Annotated in this window: 20 protein-coding genes; 15 read left to right on the forward strand and 5 right to left on the reverse strand. The window is 72.1% G+C overall.

Going from position 1 to position 20,252, the window contains the following annotated elements; all coding sequences use genetic code 11:
- The first annotated feature begins 285 nt into the window (after positions 1–285).
- Genes D7147_RS22430 through D7147_RS22445 form a run of 4 tightly spaced genes read left to right on the forward strand, consistent with a single transcriptional unit; the run spans position 286 to position 5,768 of the window.
- Entirely contained in the window at positions 286–2,142 is a 1,857-nt protein-coding gene (locus D7147_RS22430) for a methylmalonyl-CoA mutase family protein (protein WP_120680837.1), read from the forward strand.
- Positions 2,142–4,361 carry a methylmalonyl-CoA mutase gene (gene scpA, locus D7147_RS22435; protein ID WP_120680839.1) on the forward strand — a complete coding sequence of 740 codons (2,220 nt, stop codon included), beginning with the start codon at positions 2,142–2,144 and terminating at the stop codon, positions 4,359–4,361. The genes D7147_RS22430 and scpA overlap by 1 nt, the downstream gene beginning before the upstream one ends.
- Positions 4,362–4,369: 8 nt before the next feature.
- On the forward strand, positions 4,370–5,380 hold the full coding sequence (gene meaB, locus D7147_RS22440; protein ID WP_120681123.1) for a methylmalonyl Co-A mutase-associated GTPase MeaB: 1,011 nt from the start codon (positions 4,370–4,372) through the stop codon (positions 5,378–5,380).
- A gap of 19 nt (positions 5,381–5,399) precedes the next feature.
- The gene (locus D7147_RS22445) at positions 5,400–5,768 is read left to right on the forward strand and encodes a hypothetical protein (protein WP_120680841.1); all 369 of its coding nucleotides are present in this window, start codon (positions 5,400–5,402) and stop codon (positions 5,766–5,768) included.
- A 65-nt stretch (positions 5,769–5,833) separates the two neighbouring features.
- Here the strand turns inward: D7147_RS22445 and D7147_RS22450 are convergent, their stop codons facing one another.
- Positions 5,834–6,289, reverse strand: coding sequence for an HIT family protein (locus D7147_RS22450; RefSeq protein WP_120680843.1), 456 nt, complete (start codon positions 6,287–6,289; stop codon positions 5,834–5,836).
- A gap of 117 nt (positions 6,290–6,406) precedes the next feature.
- Here D7147_RS22450 and D7147_RS22455 point away from each other — a divergent pair, with 117 nt between their 5' ends.
- On the forward strand, positions 6,407–6,865 hold the full coding sequence (locus D7147_RS22455; protein ID WP_199716801.1) for a hypothetical protein: 459 nt from the start codon (positions 6,407–6,409) through the stop codon (positions 6,863–6,865).
- 28 nt (positions 6,866–6,893) lie between these two features.
- Here D7147_RS22455 and D7147_RS22460 read toward each other — a convergent pair whose 3' ends face one another.
- Positions 6,894–7,628 carry a GNAT family N-acetyltransferase gene (locus D7147_RS22460; protein ID WP_120680845.1) on the reverse strand — a complete coding sequence of 245 codons (735 nt, stop codon included), beginning with the start codon at positions 7,626–7,628 and terminating at the stop codon, positions 6,894–6,896.
- A gap of 240 nt (positions 7,629–7,868) precedes the next feature.
- On the opposite strand from D7147_RS22460, the gene D7147_RS22465 reads away from it, so the two are divergent.
- On the forward strand, positions 7,869–8,489 hold the full coding sequence (locus D7147_RS22465) for a dihydrofolate reductase family protein (protein ID WP_120680847.1): 621 nt from the start codon (positions 7,869–7,871) through the stop codon (positions 8,487–8,489).
- Between the two features lie 66 nt (positions 8,490–8,555).
- On the opposite strand, the gene D7147_RS22470 is transcribed toward D7147_RS22465, so the two are convergent.
- Complete coding sequence (locus tag D7147_RS22470) at positions 8,556–8,900, reverse strand: hypothetical protein (protein ID WP_233563319.1); 345 nt, start codon at positions 8,898–8,900, stop codon at positions 8,556–8,558.
- Between the two features lie 47 nt (positions 8,901–8,947).
- On the opposite strand from D7147_RS22470, the gene D7147_RS22475 reads away from it, so the two are divergent.
- The 5 genes from D7147_RS22475 to D7147_RS22490 all read left to right on the forward strand — a co-directional run bounded on the left by D7147_RS22475 (position 8,948) and on the right by D7147_RS22490 (position 13,060).
- Complete coding sequence (locus D7147_RS22475) at positions 8,948–9,151, forward strand: hypothetical protein (RefSeq protein WP_120680851.1); 204 nt, start codon at positions 8,948–8,950, stop codon at positions 9,149–9,151.
- Positions 9,152–9,301: 150 nt separating this feature from the next.
- Complete coding sequence (locus D7147_RS22480; RefSeq protein ID WP_199734238.1) at positions 9,302–10,579, forward strand: CehA/McbA family metallohydrolase; 1,278 nt, start codon at positions 9,302–9,304, stop codon at positions 10,577–10,579.
- Positions 10,580–10,708: 129 nt separating this feature from the next.
- Complete coding sequence (locus D7147_RS32170; RefSeq protein WP_147437428.1) at positions 10,709–11,290, forward strand: hypothetical protein; 582 nt, start codon at positions 10,709–10,711, stop codon at positions 11,288–11,290.
- A 236-nt stretch (positions 11,291–11,526) separates the two neighbouring features.
- Positions 11,527–12,285 carry a GNAT family N-acetyltransferase gene (locus D7147_RS22485; RefSeq protein WP_120680855.1) on the forward strand — a complete coding sequence of 253 codons (759 nt, stop codon included), beginning with the start codon at positions 11,527–11,529 and terminating at the stop codon, positions 12,283–12,285.
- A gap of 46 nt (positions 12,286–12,331) precedes the next feature.
- Positions 12,332–13,060: a tetratricopeptide repeat protein gene (locus D7147_RS22490; protein WP_120680857.1), complete on the forward strand. Its 729-nt coding sequence runs from the start codon at positions 12,332–12,334 to the stop codon at positions 13,058–13,060.
- 26 nt (positions 13,061–13,086) lie between these two features.
- Here the strand turns inward: D7147_RS22490 and sigJ are convergent, their stop codons facing one another.
- On the reverse strand, positions 13,087–13,968 hold the full coding sequence (gene sigJ / locus D7147_RS22495) for an RNA polymerase sigma factor SigJ (RefSeq protein ID WP_233563321.1): 882 nt from the start codon (positions 13,966–13,968) through the stop codon (positions 13,087–13,089).
- 98 nt (positions 13,969–14,066) lie between these two features.
- Between sigJ and D7147_RS22500 the strand changes: the two genes are divergently transcribed.
- Positions 14,067–14,453, forward strand: coding sequence for a hypothetical protein (locus D7147_RS22500; RefSeq protein WP_120680861.1), 387 nt, complete (start codon positions 14,067–14,069; stop codon positions 14,451–14,453).
- On the opposite strand, the gene D7147_RS22505 is transcribed toward D7147_RS22500, so the two are convergent.
- Complete coding sequence (locus D7147_RS22505) at positions 14,450–15,046, reverse strand: helix-turn-helix domain-containing protein (protein ID WP_120680863.1); 597 nt, start codon at positions 15,044–15,046, stop codon at positions 14,450–14,452. The two genes, D7147_RS22500 and D7147_RS22505, sit on opposite strands and share 4 nt — an antisense overlap.
- 65 nt (positions 15,047–15,111) lie before the next feature.
- Between D7147_RS22505 and D7147_RS22510 the strand changes: the two genes are divergently transcribed.
- The 3 genes from D7147_RS22510 (at position 15,112) to D7147_RS22520 (ending at position 20,241) form a co-directional block, all read left to right on the forward strand.
- Positions 15,112–15,738: a class I SAM-dependent methyltransferase gene (locus tag D7147_RS22510; RefSeq protein WP_120680865.1), complete on the forward strand. Its 627-nt coding sequence runs from the start codon at positions 15,112–15,114 to the stop codon at positions 15,736–15,738.
- 76 nt (positions 15,739–15,814) lie between these two features.
- Positions 15,815–17,416, forward strand: coding sequence for an MFS transporter (locus tag D7147_RS22515; protein ID WP_120680867.1), 1,602 nt, complete (start codon positions 15,815–15,817; stop codon positions 17,414–17,416).
- 338 nt (positions 17,417–17,754) lie between these two features.
- The gene (locus tag D7147_RS22520) at positions 17,755–20,241 is read left to right on the forward strand and encodes a glycoside hydrolase family 97 catalytic domain-containing protein (RefSeq protein ID WP_120680869.1); all 2,487 of its coding nucleotides are present in this window, start codon (positions 17,755–17,757) and stop codon (positions 20,239–20,241) included.
- Positions 20,242–20,252: the final 11 nt, after the last annotated feature.

Consider the following 20,252-nt stretch of genomic DNA (forward strand, 5'->3'; position numbering starts at 1 on the left):
GTTGCCGCATCAGGCGATGACGAAACCGACTCAGCTCCAAAGCGCGACCTGGAGACCCGGCCCATCGGTGGGGACGACGACCAGCGCGCCCCGGAGGCATGGCACCCCGACGCACGCCGACCAACTCCGCCTCCGCGCGCCCGACCCACCCAGCATCGCCGGCCATCACGAGCACCGGCAGGCGTGCCGCTGAGTGACCCTGCGGGTACGCCTCGTGAGGACCGGTGTAGTTGATGTCGTCACATCCGGGCGACGGTGAGCCGGACGGGACTTAGCATCCCGGGCATGACGACGCCGTCAGAGACGCTCCGCCTCGCCGCCGAGTTCCCGGCCGCCACCCACGAGCAGTGGCAGCGGCTGACTCTCGGGGTGCTGCGCAAGGCCGGCCTCGCCGACGAGGACACCCCGGTCGAGGCGGTCGAGGAGCTGCTGGCCCGACGCGGCTACGACGGCGTGACGCTCGCGCCGCTGTACACGGCCGACGATCCGACCCCGTTCCCCGGGCCGCCGGGGCTCTTCCCGTACACCCGGGGTGGTCGGGCGACCGGCGCGGTCCCGGCAGGTTGGGACGTCCGGCAGCGGTACGCCGATCCGGATCCGAAGGCGACCGGCGAAGCGGTCCGTGCCGACCTGGAGAACGGCGCGACCTCGCTGTGGCTGGTGCTCGGCGAGGGCGGTCTGCCGCCGGCCGGCCTCTCGACGGCCCTGGAGGGCGTCTACCTGGACCTGGCCGCGGTGGTGCTGGACGCCGGAGACGCCGCGGTCGAGGCGGTGTCGGCGTGGTTCGCGCTGCTGGCGGAGCGCGGTGTGCCGGCGGCCGAGGTGCGCGGCAACCTGGGCGTGGACCCGCTCGGCTGGCAGGCCCGCACCGGGCGGCGCTGGGACGGACCCGTCGACGAGTGGGCGTGCCGATGCGCGGCCGGCTTCCCGGGCCTGCGGGCGATGACTGTCGACGCGACCGGGTACCACGACGCGGGCGGCTCCGACGCGCAGGAACTCGGCTGCGCGCTGGCCACCGGCGTGGCGTACCTGCGTGACCTCACCGCCGCCGGGCTGGACGTGCCGTCCGCGCTGGCGCAGCTGGAGTTCCGGTACGCCGCCACCGCCGACCAGTTCGCGACCATCGCCAAGCTGCGCGCCGCCCGGCGGCTCTGGGCCCGGGTCGCGCAGGAGTGCGGGGCGCCGGAGTCGGGCGCGCAGCGCCAGCACGCCGTGACGTCGGCGGCGATGATGACCGCCCGCGACCCCTGGGTGAACATGCTGCGGACCACCCTGGCCTGCTTCGCGGCCGGCGTCGGCGGCGCGGACGCGGTGACCGTGCAGCCGTTCGACCACAGCCTCGGCCGGCCCGACGGCTTCGCCCGGCGGATCGCCCGCAACACCCAGTCGCTGCTGGTCGAGGAGGCGAACGTGGGCCGGGTGGTCGACCCGGCCGGCGGTTCGTGGTACGTCGAGCGCTACACCGAGGAGCTGGCGCAGGCGGCCTGGGCGTGGTTCACCGAGATCGAACGCCACGGCGGGATGGGCGCCGCGCTGGAGAGCGGTCTGATCGCGGACCGGCTCGCCGCGACGTGGCGGGAGCGCGCCGACAACCTGGCGCACCGCCGGGACCCACTGACCGGGGTGAGCGAGTTCCCGAACCTGGAGGAGCGGCTGCCGGTCCGTCCGCCCGCGCCCGCCGCGCCGGAGGGCGGGCTGCCCCGACACCGGTACGCGGAGGCCTACGAGGCGCTGCGGGACCGCGGCGACGCGCACACCGCGACCAGCGGTGACCGGCCGGCGGTGTTCCTCGCGACCCTGGGCCCGGCGGCGGTGCACAACGCGCGCGCCGGTTTCGCCGCGAACCTCTTCGCGGCCGGTGGCGTGGCCACTGTCCGGCCGCCGGTCGGCGACGACGATCCGGCGCGCCTCGCGGCGGAGTTCGCCGCCAGCGGGGCCCGGGTGGCGTGCCTCTGCTCCTCGGACCGCGGTTACGCGGAGTCGGCGGAGGCGGTGGCCCGGGCGCTCGCCGAGGCCGGTGCGGTGCGGGTGTGGCTGGCCGGTCGGCCGGCGAGCTTTGCCGGCGTGGACGACTACCTGTACGCGGGCTGCGACGCCGTGGCGGTGCTGGAGACGACGCTGCGTGACCTGGAGGTGGCGTGATGGACGGCCGGATTCCGGACTTCTCCAACCTCGAGTTGGGCGCGCCGCCCGTCGGCGGTGACCTGGGACGGTGGCGCGACGCGGTCCGCGCGGAGACCGGCGGCGAGCCGGACGCGCTGACCTGGTCGACGCCGGAGGGCATCGCCGTCGCCCCGCTGTACACCGGCGCCGACCGGGCGGGGCTGGACTTCCTCGGCACCTACCCGGGCGTCGCCCCGTACCTGCGTGGCCCGTATCCGACCATGTACACCACGCAGCCGTGGACGGTCCGCCAGTACGCGGGCTTCTCCACCGCCCAGGAGTCGAACGCCTTCTACCGGCGCAACCTGGCGGCCGGCCAGAAGGGACTCTCCGTCGCCTTCGACCTGCCGACCCACCGTGGCTACGACTCCGACCACCCGCGGGTCGCCGGTGACGTGGGCATGGCCGGGGTGGCGATCGACTCGATCTACGACATGCGGCAGCTCTTCGACGGCATTCCGCTGGACAGGATGAGCGTGTCGATGACGATGAACGGGGCGGTGCTGCCGGTGCTCGCCCTCTACATCGTCGCGGCCGAGGAGCAGGGGGTGGCGCCGGAGCAGCTCTCCGGCACCATCCAGAACGACATCCTCAAGGAGTTCATGGTCCGCAACACCTACATCTACCCGCCGCAGCCGTCGATGCGGATCATCTCCGACATCTTCGCGTACACCTCGGCGCGGATGCCCCGGTTCAACTCCATCTCCATCTCCGGCTACCACATCCAGGAGGCCGGGGCGACCGCCGACCTGGAGCTGGCGTACACCCTCGCCGACGGCGTGGAGTACCTGCGCGCCGGCCGGGACGCCGGGCTGGACATCGACGCGTTCGCGCCCCGGTTGTCGTTCTTCTGGGCGATCGGCATGAACTTCTTCATGGAGGTGGCGAAGCTGCGGGCGGCGCGGCTGCTCTGGGCGCGGCTGGTCCGCGACTTCGAACCGAAGAACCCGAAGTCGCTGAGCCTGCGGGCGCACTGCCAGACCTCCGGCTGGTCGCTGACCGCGCAGGACGTCTTCAACAACGTGGTGCGTACCTGCGTCGAGGCGATGGCGGCCACCCAGGGTCACACGCAGTCGCTGCACACCAACGCCCTCGACGAGGCCTTGGCGCTGCCGACCGACTTCTCCGCCCGGATCGCCCGCAACACCCAGCTGCTGTTGCAGCAGGAGTCCGGCACCACCGGGGTGATCGACCCGTGGGGCGGCAGCGCCTACGTCGAGCGGCTCACCCACGACCTGGCCGCCCGCGCGTGGCAGCACATCACCGAGGTGGAGGCCGCCGGCGGGATGGCGCGGGCCATCGACGAGGGCATCCCGAAGCTACGCGTCGAGGAGGCCGCCGCCCGCACCCAGGCCCGCATCGACTCCGGCCGGCAGCCGGTGATCGGCGTGAACAAGTACCGGCCCGACGCCGACGAGCCGATCGACGTGCTGAAGGTCGACAACGGGGCGGTGCGGGCGCAGCAGGTGGAGAAGCTGCGTCGGCTGCGCGCGGAACGGGACGAGGCCGCCTGCACGGCGTCGCTGGAGGCGTTGACGCGGGCGGCCGGTGCCGCTCTCGACGGCACGCGCGGCCCCGGGCTGGACGGGAACCTGCTCGCGCTGGCCGTCGACGCCGCCCGCGCCAAGGCCACCGTCGGGGAGATCTCCGACGCGCTGGAGAAGGTGTACGGCCGGCACTCGGCGCAGATCCGTACCATCTCCGGGGTGTACCGGGACGAGGCGGGAGCGGTCTCCGCCATCGAGCGGGTCCGCGCCGCCACCGCCGCCTTCGCCGACGCGGAGGGCCGTCAACCGCGCATCCTGGTCGCCAAGATGGGTCAGGACGGGCACGACCGCGGCCAGAAGGTGATCGCGACCGCCTTCGCCGACCTCGGCTTCGACGTCGACGTGGGCCCGCTGTTCCAGACCCCGGCCGAGGTGGCCCGGCAGGCGGTCGAGGCCGATGTGCACATCGTGGGCGTGTCGAGCCTGGCGGCCGGCCACCTCACGCTGGTGCCGGCCCTGCGGGACGAACTGGCCGCCCTGGACCGCGACGACATCATGATCATCGTCGGGGGAGTGGTCCCACCGCAGGACTTCGACGCCCTGCGCGAGGCGGGCGCCGCGGCGATCTTCCCGCCCGGCACCGTCATCGCCGACGCCGCGCTGGACCTGCTCGCCCAGCTGTCCCGACGGCTCGGCCACCCGGAAGCGTGAGCGGCGCCATGCGCGCGGTGCCGGTCGAGGCGTACGTCGAGGGGGTGCGGGCCGGCTCGCGGGCCTGGATCGGCCGGGCCATCACGCTGGTCGAGTCGACCCGCGCCGACCACCGGGCGGCGGCGCAGCAGCTGCTGGTCGCGCTCACCCCGCACGCGGGGAACGCGCGCCGCATCGGCATCACCGGGGTACCCGGAGTCGGTAAGTCCACCTTCATCGACGCCCTCGGCAGCCGGCTGACCGCCGACGGGCACCGGGTGGCGGTACTCGCCGTCGACCCGTCGTCCACCCGCACCGGCGGCAGCATCCTCGGCGACAAGACCCGGATGGCCCGGCTCGCGACCGACCCGGCCGCGTTCATCCGGCCCTCGCCGACCGCCGGCACCCTCGGCGGCGTCGCGAAGGCCACCCGGGAGGCGATCGTGGTGGTCGAGGCCGCCGGCTACGACGTGGTCCTGGTGGAGACCGTCGGCGTCGGCCAGTCCGAGACCGCCGTGGCGGAGATGGTCGACACGTTCCTGCTGCTCACCCTCGCCCGCACCGGCGACCAGCTGCAGGGCATCAAGAAGGGCGTGCTGGAGCTCGCCGACGTCATCGCCGTCAACAAGGCCGACGGACCACACGCGACCGACGCGCGCCGTGCGGCCCGGGAGCTGGCCGGGGCGCTGCGCCTGATCCACCCGCCCAACGGTGGCTGGCAACCCCCGGTGGTCACCTGCAGCGCGCTGGAGGAGACCGGCCTCGACGACGTGTGGGGGCAGGTCCGCGGCCACCAGGATGCCCTCGGCGCCTCCGGTGACCTCGCCGAACGTCGCCGGCGGCAGCAGGTCAACTGGGTCTGGGAGATGGTCCGGGCCGAGCTGCTCGACCGGTTGCGCAGCCACGCCACGGTGCGGGCGCTCACCCCGGAGGTGGAGCGGCAGGTCGTCGACGGCACGCTCACCCCGGCGCTCGCCGCCGAGCGTCTGTTGGCCGGTTTCACCGACCAGCCCGGCGCGCTGGGCACACCAACCGATTAGGTGTGCCACGATCCCTGTCGTGCCGCACGCTCGGTTCTTCTTCGACGCCGGTTCCGGGGGTGTCCTGTGGCCGTCCGAGCCCCCGGACCAGGAGGCCTACGGGTACCCAGCACGTCTTGCGGCGTTACCGATCAGCGCGACCCTTCGGGATGAGCTGGCTCGGCTGGCCGAGTGGTACGACGCCGCGTTGAACTGGGACTATCCACCTGACCCAGGGCCGTGGCGTGAGTCGGAGTGTCGAACCTTCAACGCGGCGGTTCGGCGGGCAATTGACCGACTGCGCATCGAACTCGGCGACCAGTGGTTCGTCGACGACGGCTTCGAAGAGGTGCACGAGGATCCGGACCTGGACCGGTACCTCGCCGACCCGGCCGGCTTCCGGCGGTGAGCGGTATCGGCAGAATCCAGATCAGGTAGATCGGCGTCACCTGCGCTGGCGGCGGCGATCCGGCCCTATCCGAGGTCGGTGCGGTCGAGGTGTTCGTGGAGCGCGGCTGCGAGTTCGTCCTGCTGCTGTTCGGTGACGCGATCCTGCTCCGGCGCGCCCAGGTAGCTGAAGACGCGGGGTCCGCAACGGTCGGCGGGCAGGTCGGGCATCCGTGGCACCACGTGGAAGTGGACGTGCGCGAAGCCCTCCTTCTCGGCGAACTGCACTATGTAGGTCTTCGCGCAGCCGGTCACGGCCCGTAGCGCCCGGGAGAGCCGGACCTGCCACGTGCCGAGGGTGGCCGCTTCGGCGTCGGTCAGGTCGGCGATCGAGGTGACGTGTCGGCGCGGAACGAGTACCAGCCAGCCCGGCAGGGCCGTGTCGAAGGCATGCGCGACCCGCCAGTGGTCGTCGGCGGCGATCACCTCACGGGGCGGCAGCGCGTTGATCCGCGCGTTGTTGCGGCAGGTGAAGCAGTCCATGATCGAACACTAGGCGGAGCGTTCCACCGTTCTTCTGTCCAGCGCGCTGAACCGGTAGCCTCCCGAGCACCGGCGGGCGGGCCCGGTGGCCCGCCCAGGACGGGGAGCGTGCAGGCGGTGAGACCGACAGCGTCCCGGCGGTGGGCCGGCGTGCCCCGGTGGGTCCGGGCCGTCGTGGTCGCCGCTGGGTGCGTCTTCGCGTACGGCGCGATCGTCCACCTCGGTGACCTGCTCGGCCTCCGGCCGGGTGGCCCGAGCCCGTCCACCCCGACCTGGCTGATGGTGTACTTCACCTCGCTCACCGTGCTCAACCCGCTCGCGGCGCTGCTGCTGGCGCTGCGCCGGATCGAAGGGCTGCTGCTCGGCTGTGCCGTGCTCGCCAGCGACGCGGCGGCGAACGGATACGCGAACTACGTGCTGGAGACCGCGCCGGGAGTCACGCCCGGCCGGATCGGGCAGGCCGTCATCACCGCGCTCGCGGTCGCCCTGATCGCGGTGGCCCCCAGGGTGACGCCGTGGCTGCACCGCCCGGAACGGCCGGGCCGGCGCGCACCATCGCACCGACCGGGCCGCTGACCGCGATGGTGGAGCGCGGTCGGGGTGGTCAGAACGACAGCAGCTGGAAGGTGCCGACGGTGCGGAAGCCCAGGTTCCGGTAGACGGGTTCCCCGATCGGGGTCGAGGTGAGGGCGGCGGTGCGGATGCCGCGCTCGCGGGCCAGGTCGAGCGCGGCGCGGGTCATCGCGGTCCCGATGCCCTGCCGGCGGTGCTCCGGTTGGGTGCCCACGTAGTAGAGGGTGAGCAGGCCGTGGCTGAGCCAGGCGACGGCGGTTCCGACGATCCGGCCGTCGTCGAGGCGGCCCGCCAGCCGCACCACCGTGCCGTCACCGCGGAACGACCGCTCCCGCGCGATCGCTGTCGGCACACCGGCCTCCGCAATGCCGGAGACCCGGGCGTAGGCCGTCACGAACTCGTCGACGTCGCTGGTCTCCGCGATGCGCAGAGCGGTGGGGGTGGGGGCGGGGGTGGCCTGGTCGATCGAGGCCGCCATGATCGGCAGGCTGAGGACCGGGACGCCGCCGAGGGAAGCCAGGGCGTCGGCGGTGCCGGCGTCGCTGTCCGGTCCGGCCCACCAGACTCGCGGCACGCCGTCGAGGCGGCGGCGGGCCTCGGCGAGCGCGTCCGCCGGGTCGCGCCCGACGAGCCGTAGCACGCCGTTGAGCGGCGGGTGCGGCACCTCGCTGCGGTAGGTCACGAGGTCGTCACTGCCGGACTCGCCGACGTTCCAACCAAGGAGGTACGCCCGGTGCGCCGCGAGCAACGTGTCTACCGACTCCACCCGTTGATCTTATCGAGGATCGCTCAGTCGGCCCATGTGACCTGCGACAACCTGGCACGGGAGCCGGCGTGGGTGGGGGCCGTTTCCTGCTGCCGTACGCCACCAGGCGGCGAAGCAACCGACGCGCGGTGGCCGGGAGTTGACGACGTCGGCGGTTGCCGGCGGAGATACTGTCCCCCGTACCTGTCCCGGGTTCCGCTGCCGCCGTAGTGCCGACAGATCACGACGCGAGGAGATGCAGTGAGCAAGGTGATCATGGGCTGTGCCGCCGTCTCGATCGACGGGTTCATCGCCAACGACAGCGACGGGATCGGCCCGCTGTTCGACTGGGCGACCAACGGTGACGTCGAGTGGACCTGGAGCGGCGAACCGGAGGAGTACCCGATGCGCAGCACGCGCACCTCCTTCGAGTTCGTACGATCCGTCTACCCGCGTATCGGCTGCGTGGTGATGGGCCGCCGGACTTTCGACCTCACGGACGGCTGGGATGGCGTGCCGGCCGCGGGTGAGCACGTCTTCGTCGTGACGCACGAGCCGCCGACGGACTGGAAGCATGCCGAGAGCGCCCCGTTCACCTTCGTTACCGACGGCGTCGAGTCGGCGATCAAGCAGGCGCGGGCGTTCGCGGGCGACGACCGGGTCGTCGACCTGGCCGCCGGGCAGATCGGAGGTCAGGCGCTGCGGCTCGGGCTCGTCGACCAGGTCGTGATGAACGTCGTACCCGTCGTGTTCGGATCGGGTCGTCCGTTCTTCGGCGCGATGGGTGCCGGCGACGTCGTCCCGTTCGACAATCCCGCCCGCGTCGTGCAGGGCGACCGGGTGACGCACCTGCTCTACGACGTCTCCCGCCCGCCGGCCTGATGAGCGACGAACCCCTGACGCCGTGCTCGAAGAAGTCGGCCGCACCGGCCCGCCGCCCGCGGCTGTCTACCGGAGCCAGCGCAGTGCGGCCTCCGCGCTGCCGTCGGGGGTGCGGTTGAAGGCGATGGCCGCGCCTGACCCATGTCGCGCCACCAGGTTGACCACCCGCTCGAAGAGTTCGAGCAGCGGCTCGTGGTTGCGCAGGCCACCCCCGATCACCACGCAGGCGTAATCCTTTCCGGTCAGCGCCGCCACGATCACCGCTTCGACGTCCTCCTCTGGTGTCACCAGACACAGGTCGGCCTCGATGCCGAGGTCGGCGAAGCGGGCCTGGCCGCGCGCGATGGCCGCCACCACCGGCTCAGGATCCCAACCAGGGATCCTGACGGGATCCAAACCGATCACCAGCACTCGCCCCGTCCCGCGCATCCTCTCTTCCTACCGTCCTTCCCGGATCTGTGCAGGTATCCCGCTCCGCGCAGGTCGCCTACGAGACGTTGACGGACCTGGGGTTCACAAAGGTGACCTTCGGATTGCAGGACGACGACGACAAGGTGGTGCTGTTCCCGCCGAACTGGACGGTCGCGAAGCAGAGAGCGAAGGCAGGCGTGCTGGTCCGCACCGGCAAGACGATCGTGCTCACCTGCACGAAGGAAGGTTGACCGGGTGCGGGCAGGCCGGCCAGTCGCCCGCCTGCCCGCACGGTCGCGAGCAGCGCAGACCGGGGTCGTGTCGAGCCGTACCGCACTGTTCGCCTGGCCGACGGTTCGGTGTGGTGTCCCCGCCAAATCGATGAATGCTTATATCTTTCTATGAGCGGACATCACCCCCACCACTGCCATCACGACCACGCACCGACTGACGAGGTGCCGTACGGCCAGGTGAACGTCGTCGGCTCCTTCGGCCGGCGTGCGATGCTGGCCGGTACCGGCGGAATGCTGATGCTGGCCGCGCTGCCGGGCTCGGCCCAGGCGGCCAGGACGACCACGGCCACCGCCCCGACCGCGACCGCTTCGGCCGGCGCCGCCCGGACGTCCCTGATCACCCAGGGCACCACGCTCGTGCACGCCGACATGCACAACCACACGGTCATGTCGGATGGCGACGGCAGCACGGACGCCGCCTTCGCGTCGATGCGCGAGGCCGGTCTGGACGTCGCCGCGCTGACCGACCACGCCACCCTCTTCGCCATCGACGGGCTCAGCTCCTCGGAGTGGCGGACCACCGGCGACCTGGCCAACGCCGCCAACGACCCGGGTCAGTTCACGGCGATCCGCGGATTCGAGTGGTCGCATCCGCTGCAGGGCCACATCAACGTCTGGAACACCTCCGACTTCGCCGACCTGCTGCGGGCCAGCAGCCCCGGCAACCTCTACGACTGGCTCACCGGCCGCGCCGGCGGTCTGGCCAGCTTCAACCACCCCGGCCGGGAGCCGGGCCGGTTCAACAACTTCTCCTTCGACGCCTCGGTCCGCAACCAGTTCGTCGGGCTGGAGATGTTCAACCGCACCGACGACTACCTCTTCGAGGGCTGGTCCTCGGGTATGACCTCGCCGCTGGTGGCCTGCCTGAACGCCGGTTGGCGGCCGGGCCTGACCGGTGTCACCGACGAGCACGGCACCACCTGGGGCTTCCACGAGGGCAAGGGCCGCAGCGGCCTCTGGGTCACCGAGAACACCCGCGCCGCCGTGTTCGAGGCGATGGCCGCCCGCCGGTCCTTCGCCACCCGCGTGTCGGGGCTTCGGGTGGACGCCACCGCCAACGGGGTACGCATGGGTGGCGTGCTCAACGTGACCTCCGGCGACGTACGGTTCCTGCTCGACGTGGACCGCGGCCCGGTCTGGGACGGCATGCCGCTGCGGATCCAGGTGTTGCGTCCGGGCACCTCCGCGCCGACCGTCGTCGACGTCATCGACACGGTCAGCGGGCAGGTCGCCGACTTCACGGTGCCGCTCGACGTCGCGGACGGCGACTGGGTGGTGCTGCGGGTCTCCGACCCCTCCCAGCCCAACGGCAGCCCCGGCCCGGCCGGTCACCCGTGCAACGACTTCGGGGTCGCCTACACCAGCCCGTGGTGGCTCCGGCCCTGAGTTTGTCCGTTCGCGGCCCTGGCCGGCCCGCACGGGTCGGCCAGGGCGGATCCGATGTTCCTGCTCCGAGTAGCGGCGGCCGTTGAAACGTGGTGGCGCCGTGTCCCGAGCCGGATCATCATGGCTTCGGTGACCAGCTTCCCCCTGCAGGTCGACCGTGTCCGCGACCGCAGACTCCCGCTGCAGCGGAGGCTGCACGCGTTGCGGGAGTGCACGCTGCACTGCGCGCCGTACGGGTTCCGCGCCACCTGGCACCACCTGGTTGTCTTTGCCCGTATTCCACGCAGGCTCGAAGACGATCCGGACGCGCTCGTGCGCGCCGCAGAAGAGCTGCAACGGGCACGCGATGTGATCGTCCCACGAGCCATGGAGTACGCGGAGCGGCGGCGCCGAGAAAAGGCGGCAGGCGTACGCGTGCCGCGAACGCGGCCGCTCTGGAACTCGTGGGGCGGGTCCGGGATCGCCTACTGCCCCGACCTTGAGCACCATCCGACACGACCTCTCGCCGAGGTTGTGCAGGACGTGCTCGATCGCCACGCCGCCGGAATCTCCGTCGCCACGCACTGCCTCGCCTGCGGGATCGAACGCCCCCGGCCAGAGCGCGCGTGCCCGACCTGCGGTGTCCACCCGGCCGGGCCCGCTGCGGGATGGTGTGGCCCGTCGACTGCCGAGCGATGGTGGCGGACCTGGCACCGCGATCTGCGAGCCTGAACCTGCCCCATTCGCCAGTGGTGGCGACGTCCATTCGGTGAACAGCCGTATCCGGATTTCCCAGCAGCCTCGATAGGTGCGTTTAGGTCGTGCACCTCGCCATTTCGGATGCGTATGCGTCGCGATCACGAACGGTGTAAACCCGCCACTCTGTGGACCCGGCCTGGCCCGCGGTCGGCAGGTCACGGTGTCCGGCTACGGTTGCTGCGGCTATGGGAAACGCGAGGGGGCAAGCCATGAACAGCACCGCTGACCGGATGACGGCGGCGTACTTCGACGCCATCGAATTCCTCTGCGGGGTGACCCCGAAGGGCTGGTACGCCGAGCAGGGCACCGCCCGCGCGGCGGTGACCCAGGCCGGCGTCGCGGCGCTCAACGTGGCCTACGACACGACGCGGGAACCGGATCTCGGGGCGCTCGACAAGATGGCGACCGAGGTGGGCCGGCAAGCCGAGCGCTGGTCGATCATGGTTCGGGAGGCGGACGACGATGTCGCCGCTCTCGCCGCCCGGCACGGGCTGGTCAACCGCAGTGAGCTGCCGCTGCTCGCCTGCGCCGCGGAGGACCTGGTGTTCCGAGCCACCACGGCACAGCGGGAGCCGATCCGGCGCGTCGGCGCGGCCGAGAGCGACCTCTACACCGAGGTGCTCACCGAGGGTTTCGAAGCGCCCGAGGGGGTCTTCGGCCCGCTGATGGGCGGTGGCGTGCTCGACGCCGACCCCATCACCGGCTATCTGGCCGAGGAGGCCGGGCAACCCGCCGGCACCGGGCTCGGGATCGTGACCAGCGGGCTGGTCGGCGTGTTCAACATCGCCGTCGCTCCGTCCGCGCGGGGCCGTGGCCTGGGCCGGGCGATCACCGAGACGGTGCTGTCGGACGGCATCGCCGCCGGTGCGGACGCCGCCTACCTGCAGTCCAGCGCGATGGGCCGGCCGCTCTACGAGTCGATGGGCTTCCGGGTCGTGGAGAACTGGACCGTGTTCCTGGCCGGATGACGGACCACCCCTACTTGATCGCCTCGAGACGAACGTGGAAGAGAAGATGAACTTCAGTGCGAACGTACGCGCGGCCTTCCGGCGTGGTGAGAGCGACGCCGTGGTGCGCATGAGCGAAGCCGAGATCGAGCGGGCCCAGGCGGCCGGCGACCCGGCGGGGGAGGTGGAGGCGCGCTACAGCCTGGCCCGGGTCGCCATCCGTGACGGCGACCTGCCCGGCGGGGAGGCCCGAGCCCGGGAGGCGCTCGAGGTCGCGCTGCGCTCCGGCGATCGCAGCCTGGAGGAGCGGCCGAGGCACGTCCTGGCCGGGGTGGCGCGCATGTCCGGTGACCTGCTGCGTGCGCGGGGTCTGTACCGGGAGAGCATCGCCCTCAACGAGGAGCTCGGCCGGCCGGAGACGGTCAACTCGGAGTATCACAACCTCGCGTTCTGCGAGCTGGGCCTGGGCAACCTCGACGTGGCGAGGAGCCTCTTCGCCGAGAACAGGGAGCGGGTGTTCGGCAACGGCTGGGCCGACTTCGTGCCGTACGTCTGCGTGGCGGGTGCCGCGCTGGCCTCCGCCGAGGGTGATTCCACGCGGGCGGCGCGGATGATCGGTGTCACGGACGCCGCGTTCGCCGCTCTTGGTCAGATCCCGGATCCCGACGACGCGGCCGATCTCGCCAAGATGCGCGCCGCGGCGATCGAGGCACTGGGCCAGGCCGGTTTCGACGAGGAGTACGCCAAGGGACAGCTCCTGGATCCGCGGGCGGCCTTCGCCGACGACCAGCGCTGATCGCGGCGTCAGGCGAACCGGACTGGCTAACTCGCCCAGGGCCGCAGCTTCTCCGGGTTGCGGACCACCCAGATCCGGGTGACGCGCCCGTCGGCGACGTCGAACGAGGCGACGGTCATGACGGCGCCGGCGCGCTGGGCCACCACGCCCGGCACCCCGTTGACCGACCGCTGCACGAGTTCGAACTCCGGAGCCAGGTCGGCGATCGCGATCATGTAGCGGGCGATACGCTCGCCGCCCTCGATCGGGCGCTGAACGGTGTCGACCATGCCGCCGCCGTCGGCGGTCATCACGGCGGCCGGGTCGAGGAGACCGACGAGGGCGGCGATGTCCCTGGTCTCCCAGGCTCTCTTCACCTGCCGCACCACGTCGGCCTGGCCCACCGCCGTGTCGGGAGCGCGCGGGACGCTCACCCGCCGCCGGGCGGAGGCGGCCAGCTGCTTGCAGGCCGCGGGCGTCCGGTCGAGGACGTCGGCGATCTCGGCGAACGGGTACCGGAAGACGTCGTGCAGGACGAGCGCCACCCGCTCGGCGGGCGTCATCGACTCCAGGACGACGAGGAAGGCCATCGCCACCGACTCGTCCTGGATGATCTGGTCCGCGAGGTCGCTGCTGCCCGCCTGGCCCGCCTCGGTGCGGTCGGGTAGCGGCTCGGGCAGCCACGCGCCGACGTAGCGTTCACGGCGGGCCCGAGCCGAGCCGAGCAGGTCCAGGCAGATGCGGCTGGTCACCGTCGTCAGCCAGGCGCCCCGAGACCGGATCTCCTCCCGCCGGCTTCGCGGCAGCCCGTACCAGCGTGCGTAGGCATCCTGCACGGCGTCCTCGGCCTCGGTCAGCGAACCGAGCAACCGGTAAGCGACATTGATCAGTTGGCGCCGCTCGCCGGTTATCTCATCTGTGCTGGTCACGACACTCCCCATGCTTCCGGCCGCCCCTCGCCTTACCTTTCGCGGGCCCGCGTCGTCGAGCTGGTGAGACCTTAACGATGCGGTGAAGGGGATCTGACATGACCACTCAAGTGACGGCGACGCCGACGCCGACGGCGAATGCACAGCGCAGCTTCTCGTTCCTGCGGGGCGCGATCGCCCTGCAGACCCTGACAATCTTCCTGCAGGCGGTCTCCGCCGGGTTGCTGCTGACCTCCTCCCACGGGGCGACGCTGCACAGCGTCGGCGCCCGGGTGATGTACGGGGCATCGATGCTGTACCTGCTCGCGGCGGTGCTGGCCTGGAAGCCGGGCGGAGGCCCGCTCCGACCTGTCTGGCAGGCGTCAGGTTTCCTCGTACTCGCCTCGGTCCAGGTGGTGCTCGGCATCGCGCACATCCCGTCGGTCCATCTACCCCTGGGCGTGTTGATGTTCGGTCTGAGCGTGCTGGCGCTGGCCCGGCGCTAATCCTGCTGACCTAATCTCGGTGCGGCCCGGACGTGCACGCGTTCGCCCTGCCTGCCGACGAGGCTGAGGAACTCGACGGGACCGGCGCTGGTGGACCCGAACCAGTGTGGGGTGCGGGTGTCGAACTCGGCGGCCTCCCCGGCTCGTAGGACGAGGTCGTGCTCGCCGAGGACCAGGCGGAGGGTGCCGTTGAGGACGTAGACCCAGTCGTAGCCCTCGTGGGTGCGCAGGTCGGGCTCGCGGTCGTCGTCCCCGGCGGGGAGGACGAACTTGTAGGCCTGGATGCCGCCGGGCCGGCGGGTCAGCGGCAGGACGGTCGCCCCGTCGCCGGCGGCGATGGGCCGCAGGTTGATGCGCGGATCACCGGTGGGTGGCGCGTCGACGAGCTCGTCGATGGTGACGCCGTAGGCGCGGGCGAGTGGGAGGAGCTGTTCGAGCGTGGGGCGGCGCAGTCCCGCCTCGAGGCGGGAGAGCGTGCTGGCGGAGATGCCGGTCTGCGCCGCCAGGTCGGTGAGCGTGATGTCGCGGCGGGTCCGGAGCTGCTTCAGCCTCGGGCCGACGGCGTCGAGCGTGCGGTCCAGGTCGTCGTTCATGCCCTCAGTTTTCCATTCGGCAAAAAGTTTTGCCGATCTGTTCGGTGCGCGGTCAGGATCGCCCCATGACCCACGCATTCGACAAGGACTACTGGGACCAGCACTGGCAGCAGCGGCACGGTGACTCGCCCGCCGCGCGGGCCGGCAAACCCCCGAACCCCTACCTCACCCGGGAAGCTGGGGACCTGGCGGTCGGCAGCGTGCTCGATGCCGGCTGCGGCGTCGGCGCCGAGGCGATCTGGCTCGCCGCCCACGGGTGGCGGGTCACCGGCGTCGACATCGCCCCCGAAGCCCTCGCCCTCGCCGCCGAGCACGCGGCGACCAGCGCACTGGCCGGGGACGTGCGGTGGATCGAGGCGGACCTGACCGTCTGGGAACCGGAGGCGCGCTTCGACCTGGTCACCACGCACTACGCGCACCCGGCGATGCCGCAGCTGGCCTTCTACGACCGGATCTCCGCCTGGGTGGCGCCCGGCGGCACCCTGCTGATCGTCGGGCACCTGCACGCCCCGACGGCCGGCGAGCACGGGCACCACCCGCCCGCCGAGGCCTCCGTCACCCTCGCGGACATCACCGCGGGCCTGGACCCCACCCGGTGGGAGATCACCACCGCCGAGGAGCACGTTCGCACGATCCCCGGCCGGCCGATCCCGCTGCACGACGTCGTCGTCCGCGCCACCCGGCGCGCCTGATCACACCACCTGCTCAGCGCCGGCGCGCACCGCTCCGGCGCCGTATCAACCTGCGCTTCTCGAAGGGAAATCGCGCATGCTCTCCCCGGACCTGTCCGCTCAGCCGGAAGTCGTCGACACGACGGTCCACGACCCACGCCGGCGTCGCGCGATCCTGATCGCGGTCTGCGTCGCCCTCATGGCGGTCATCGCCTCCGTCTCCGGGCTGAACGTCGCCCAGCAGGAGATCGCTGTCGCGTTCCACGCCTCGCAGAGCACCGTCCTGTGGATCATCAACATCTACACGATCAGCCTGGCCGCGCTGCTGCTACCGCTCGGCGCTCTCGGCGACCGATGGGGACGCCGGCCCGTACTCCTCGCCGGCCTGGTCGTCTTCGCGGTGGCGAGCGCGGCGGCCGGTCTCGCGACCTCGTCGGAGGTCATGCTCGCGGCGCGGCTGCTCAGCGGCGTCGGCGCGGCGATGATCATGCCGGTCACCCTGGCCGTCATCACCTCCACGTTTCCCGACGGCGAGCGCGCCAAGGCGATCGGTGTCTGGACCGGCGTCGCCGGCGGTGGCGGCATCCTGGGGATGTACCTCTCCGCGACCCTGGTGGACCTCGCCAGCTGGCGGTGGCTGTTCGTCCTGCCGGTCGTACTCGTCGCCGTGGCCATCACCATGGCGCTGCGCTCCGTACCGAACTCGCGGGAGAGGTCGGAACACGGGTTCGACGTCATCGGTTCGCTGACCTCCGTGATCGCCGCGGTCGGGCTCATCGTCGTCCTGCACGAGGGCCCGGTGCAGGGGTGGAGCGCTCCGGTGACGCTTCTGAGCCTGCTCGTCGGCGTCACCGGCGCCGTCGGGTTCGTGCTGTGGGAGCGACGCCGGCCGGCTCCCCTGCTCGACGTCCGTCTCTTCCGTGAGCGGCCGCTCACCAGCGGATCCATGACGCTCCTGGTGGTCTTCGGCGTGCAGGCCGGGATCTTCGTCGTCCTCTTCCCGTACTTCCAGGCGGTCCTCGGTTGGTCCGGTCTGCGCGCCACCCTGGCGCTCATGCCGATGGCGGTGACGATGATGCTCGCCTCCGGCCTCGCCCCACGACTGGCCGCGCGCGTCGGCGGGCGTACGACGATGGCTGCCGGCATCCTCCTCGGCGGCGCGGGTCTGGCGTTGATGGCCACCTTCGTCTCCGTCGACGGTGGATACCTCTCCGTCCTGCCCGGGATGCTCGCCATGGGGCTCGGCATGGGTTTGAGCCAGACGCCCGCGACCGAGGCCATCACCTCCTCCCTGCCGCGGGAACGTCAAGGTGTGGCCTCCGCGCTCAACGACGTCACCAGGGAGTTCGGCACCGCGCTCGGGGTCGCGCTGCTCGGGGCCGTGCTCTCCGCCGGCTACCGCGACGCCATCGGCTCCCGGCTCGATGGGATGCCGGACAGCACCGGCGACGCCGCCCGCGACGGCATCGCCAACGCGATTGCCTCCGCTGACACAGCCGGCACCCAGGCCGAGGCCGTGATCCGCGCCGCCCAGGACTCCTTCGTGGACGGCTGGCGACAGGCCATGTGGGCCGGAGTCGCTGTCCTGACCATCCTCTTCGGGTACGTCATCGCCCGAGGTCACCGGCCCGGCCCGGCCGGTACCGCCGGCGCAGCGACGGGCGGAGCGCGCCCTACGGGGGACACCATCTCCCGGTAGGCCCTCGTCACGTCGTGTTGCGTGAGGTGGCTTCTTCGGCCGTGGCGGATCTCCGGGCGGGGGCAGGTATAGCCCGGAGCCCCACACGTCTGGGCGGCCACCAAGGGCATCCGAGCACGTCCCGCGGTGTGCGCGCCGGCCCGACCGTCACCCGCTGATCGTCCCTGCGGAGGGAGACACGGGCGGGGTCGAGCCGCCGCGCGGCCCTCTCATACAGCGGCGAATCGTCCAGGTCCCGAGTCCGAATGAACATTCCCGCCGGGCTGCCGTGAACCTAGCGTCGGAAGCCGCCGAGCAGGGGATCCGCCCGTTCGGCTCCCGCACGGCACGGAGACGATGTGGCCAACGAAATCGGTCCGGCGGCGCTGCTTGAGCGCGTCGAACCCCAGGTGGAGACGCGAGCGGACGCCATCGTCCTGACGGTGCGGCGCGCCGGACGGATCGTCCTCGACGGGGTCCGGCTGGGCCTCCGCGTCGGCGGCGTCGACCTGGACGCCGGCTCCGTCCTTCTCCGGTCCCGCGTCCGCGAGATCACCGACGAGTGGACCGCCCGCTCCGGCAAGGCGACCGGCACCCACCGGTACACGCACGTCGAGACGGTTCACGAGCTGCGCCACGACAGCGGCGTCGAGTGGCAGATCCACGTCCGGGCGAGCGGGGATGGGGTGGCGGTCCGCTACGCGCTCGCCCGGCTGGAGGGTCACGGCCGTCTCGACGCCGACCACACCCGGCTCCGGTTCGAGCCCGACGCCCGGGTGTGGGCGCTCGACTACCAGACCTGGTACGAGACGCCGCGCGTCGGCGCCGACCTGGCCGAGCTGCCCGCCGGGGCGTACGGCTTCCCGCTGCTCGTGCGCCTGCCGCGGGCGGGGGCGTACGTCCTGCTCACCGAGGCGGCGATCGACGGCCGTTTCAGCGGCGCCCACGCCGAGCTCGACGACGACGGTGAGCTGCGGTTCGTGGCGGCCGACGAGTCGGTCGAGATCACCCGCGGTCCGGTGACCCCCTGGCGGGTGTTCCTGATCGGTGATCTCGCCACGATCGTCGAGAGCCGCTTCGTCGACGAGTTGGCGCCCGCCCCGCTCGACCCGGCCGGCGACCTGCGCTGGGTGCGCCCGGGCCGGGCCGCCTGGTCGTGGTGGTCGGACTTCTACTCCGGCGCGCAGCTGCACCGGCAGCGACACTTCGTCGACGTCGCGGCCCACTTCGGCTGGGAGCATCTGCTCATCGACTGCGGCTGGGACGAGACCTGGGTACCGGAGATCGTCGCCTACGCGAGTCGCCGTGGCATCCAGGTGCACCTGTGGGTGGTCTGGCACGACCTCGACGGGCCGGAGAAGCTGGCGAAGCTCGCCCTGTGGCGGTCCTGGGGCGTCGCCGGCATCAAGGTCGACTTCATGGAGTCCGAGTCGAAGGACCGCTACCGCTGGTACGACACGATCCTCGCCGAGACGGCCCGGCTCGGCCTGCACGTGAACTTCCACGGCTCGGTCATCCCGCGAGGGTGGGCGCGGACCTGGCCGCAGGTCATCGGCTACGAAGCCGTCCGCGGCAGCGAGTACTACGTCTTCTACCAGGGCACGCCCCTGACCGCCGTGCACAACGTGATCCAGCCGTTCACCCGCAACGTCGTCGGCGCGATGGACTACACGCCTGTCGCGTTCGCCGCGCCGGGACGGACCACGAGCGACGGCCACGAACTCGCCCTCAGCGTCGCCTTCGAATGCGGCATCACCCACTTCGCCGACGACGTCGACGCCTACCTCGCCCGGCCGGACGCCGCGCGGTTCCTCGCGGAACTCGCACCCTCCTGGGAGGAGACGGTGCTGCTCGCCGGTGACCCCGACCACGAGGCGGTCATCGCCCGTCGGCACGGCGACCGTTGGTTCCTCGGCGGCATCGCCACCGGCCCGGCGCGCCGGCTCACCGTCCCACTCGACCGCCTGGCGCTCGGACCGGGCGACGCGTGGATCGTCGGCGACGGCGCGGCGGGCGGCCTGACCTCCCACCGGCGCCCGGTCGACGACAAGCTGGTCGTCGACGTGGCGGAGAACGGCGGCTTCGTCGCCGTCGTCGCCGCCCGTGGCACCCGGCTGCACCGGGCCGTCGCGCGGCCCGAGCACGCGTCACCGCGGGTGGATCCGCCCGTCCAACTGCTCGGCCCGGACGGCGCGGCCGTCCTGCTGACCGAGGGACAGCTGCGACTGCCGCCCGGCTGGTCAGCGGAGCGCCTCGCCGACGACCGGTGGAGGATCGAGGCGCCCGCCGCCCTGGCACCCGGGCGGGCGGGTGTGGTCACCGTCGAGACGCCGGGTGAGGACGGGGTGCCGGTTGTGGCGCACGCCCGCCTGTTCCGACCTCTGACGCCCGGATCCCATCGCCTGTCGGCGCTGACCATGGTCGAGTTCCACAACGAGAGCGGTCCGATCGAACGCGACCAGAGCAACGGTGGCGGCAACCCGGACGACGGCCGCCGCATGAGCATCGCCGGGGTGGAGTTCGACGACGGGCTCGGCGCGTCCACGCCGTCGCGGATCGAGCTCTACCCGGGCGGTTGCGCCGACCGGTTCACCGCCCGCATCGGCGTCGACGACGAGACCCCGGGCACCGCCGCCCGGATGAGCGTGCACGCCGACGGGGTCGAGCTCTTCGCCGTCGACGTCCGCGCGGGTGAGCCGCCGCGCGACATCGAGCTCGACATCCGCGGCGCCGCCACGCTCAGCCTGCGGGCGGACACCCTGCCCGAGCACCCGGAGCCGGCCCACGTCGACTGGGCGTCGGGCCGCCTCCACCACCACACCGCCACCACCCCGGCCGAGCAATGAAGCCCGGCCAC

Origin of the sequence: Micromonospora musae, from assembly GCF_003626545.1 — a bacterium.
Lineage (GTDB): Bacteria > Actinomycetota > Actinomycetes > Mycobacteriales > Micromonosporaceae > Micromonospora > Micromonospora musae.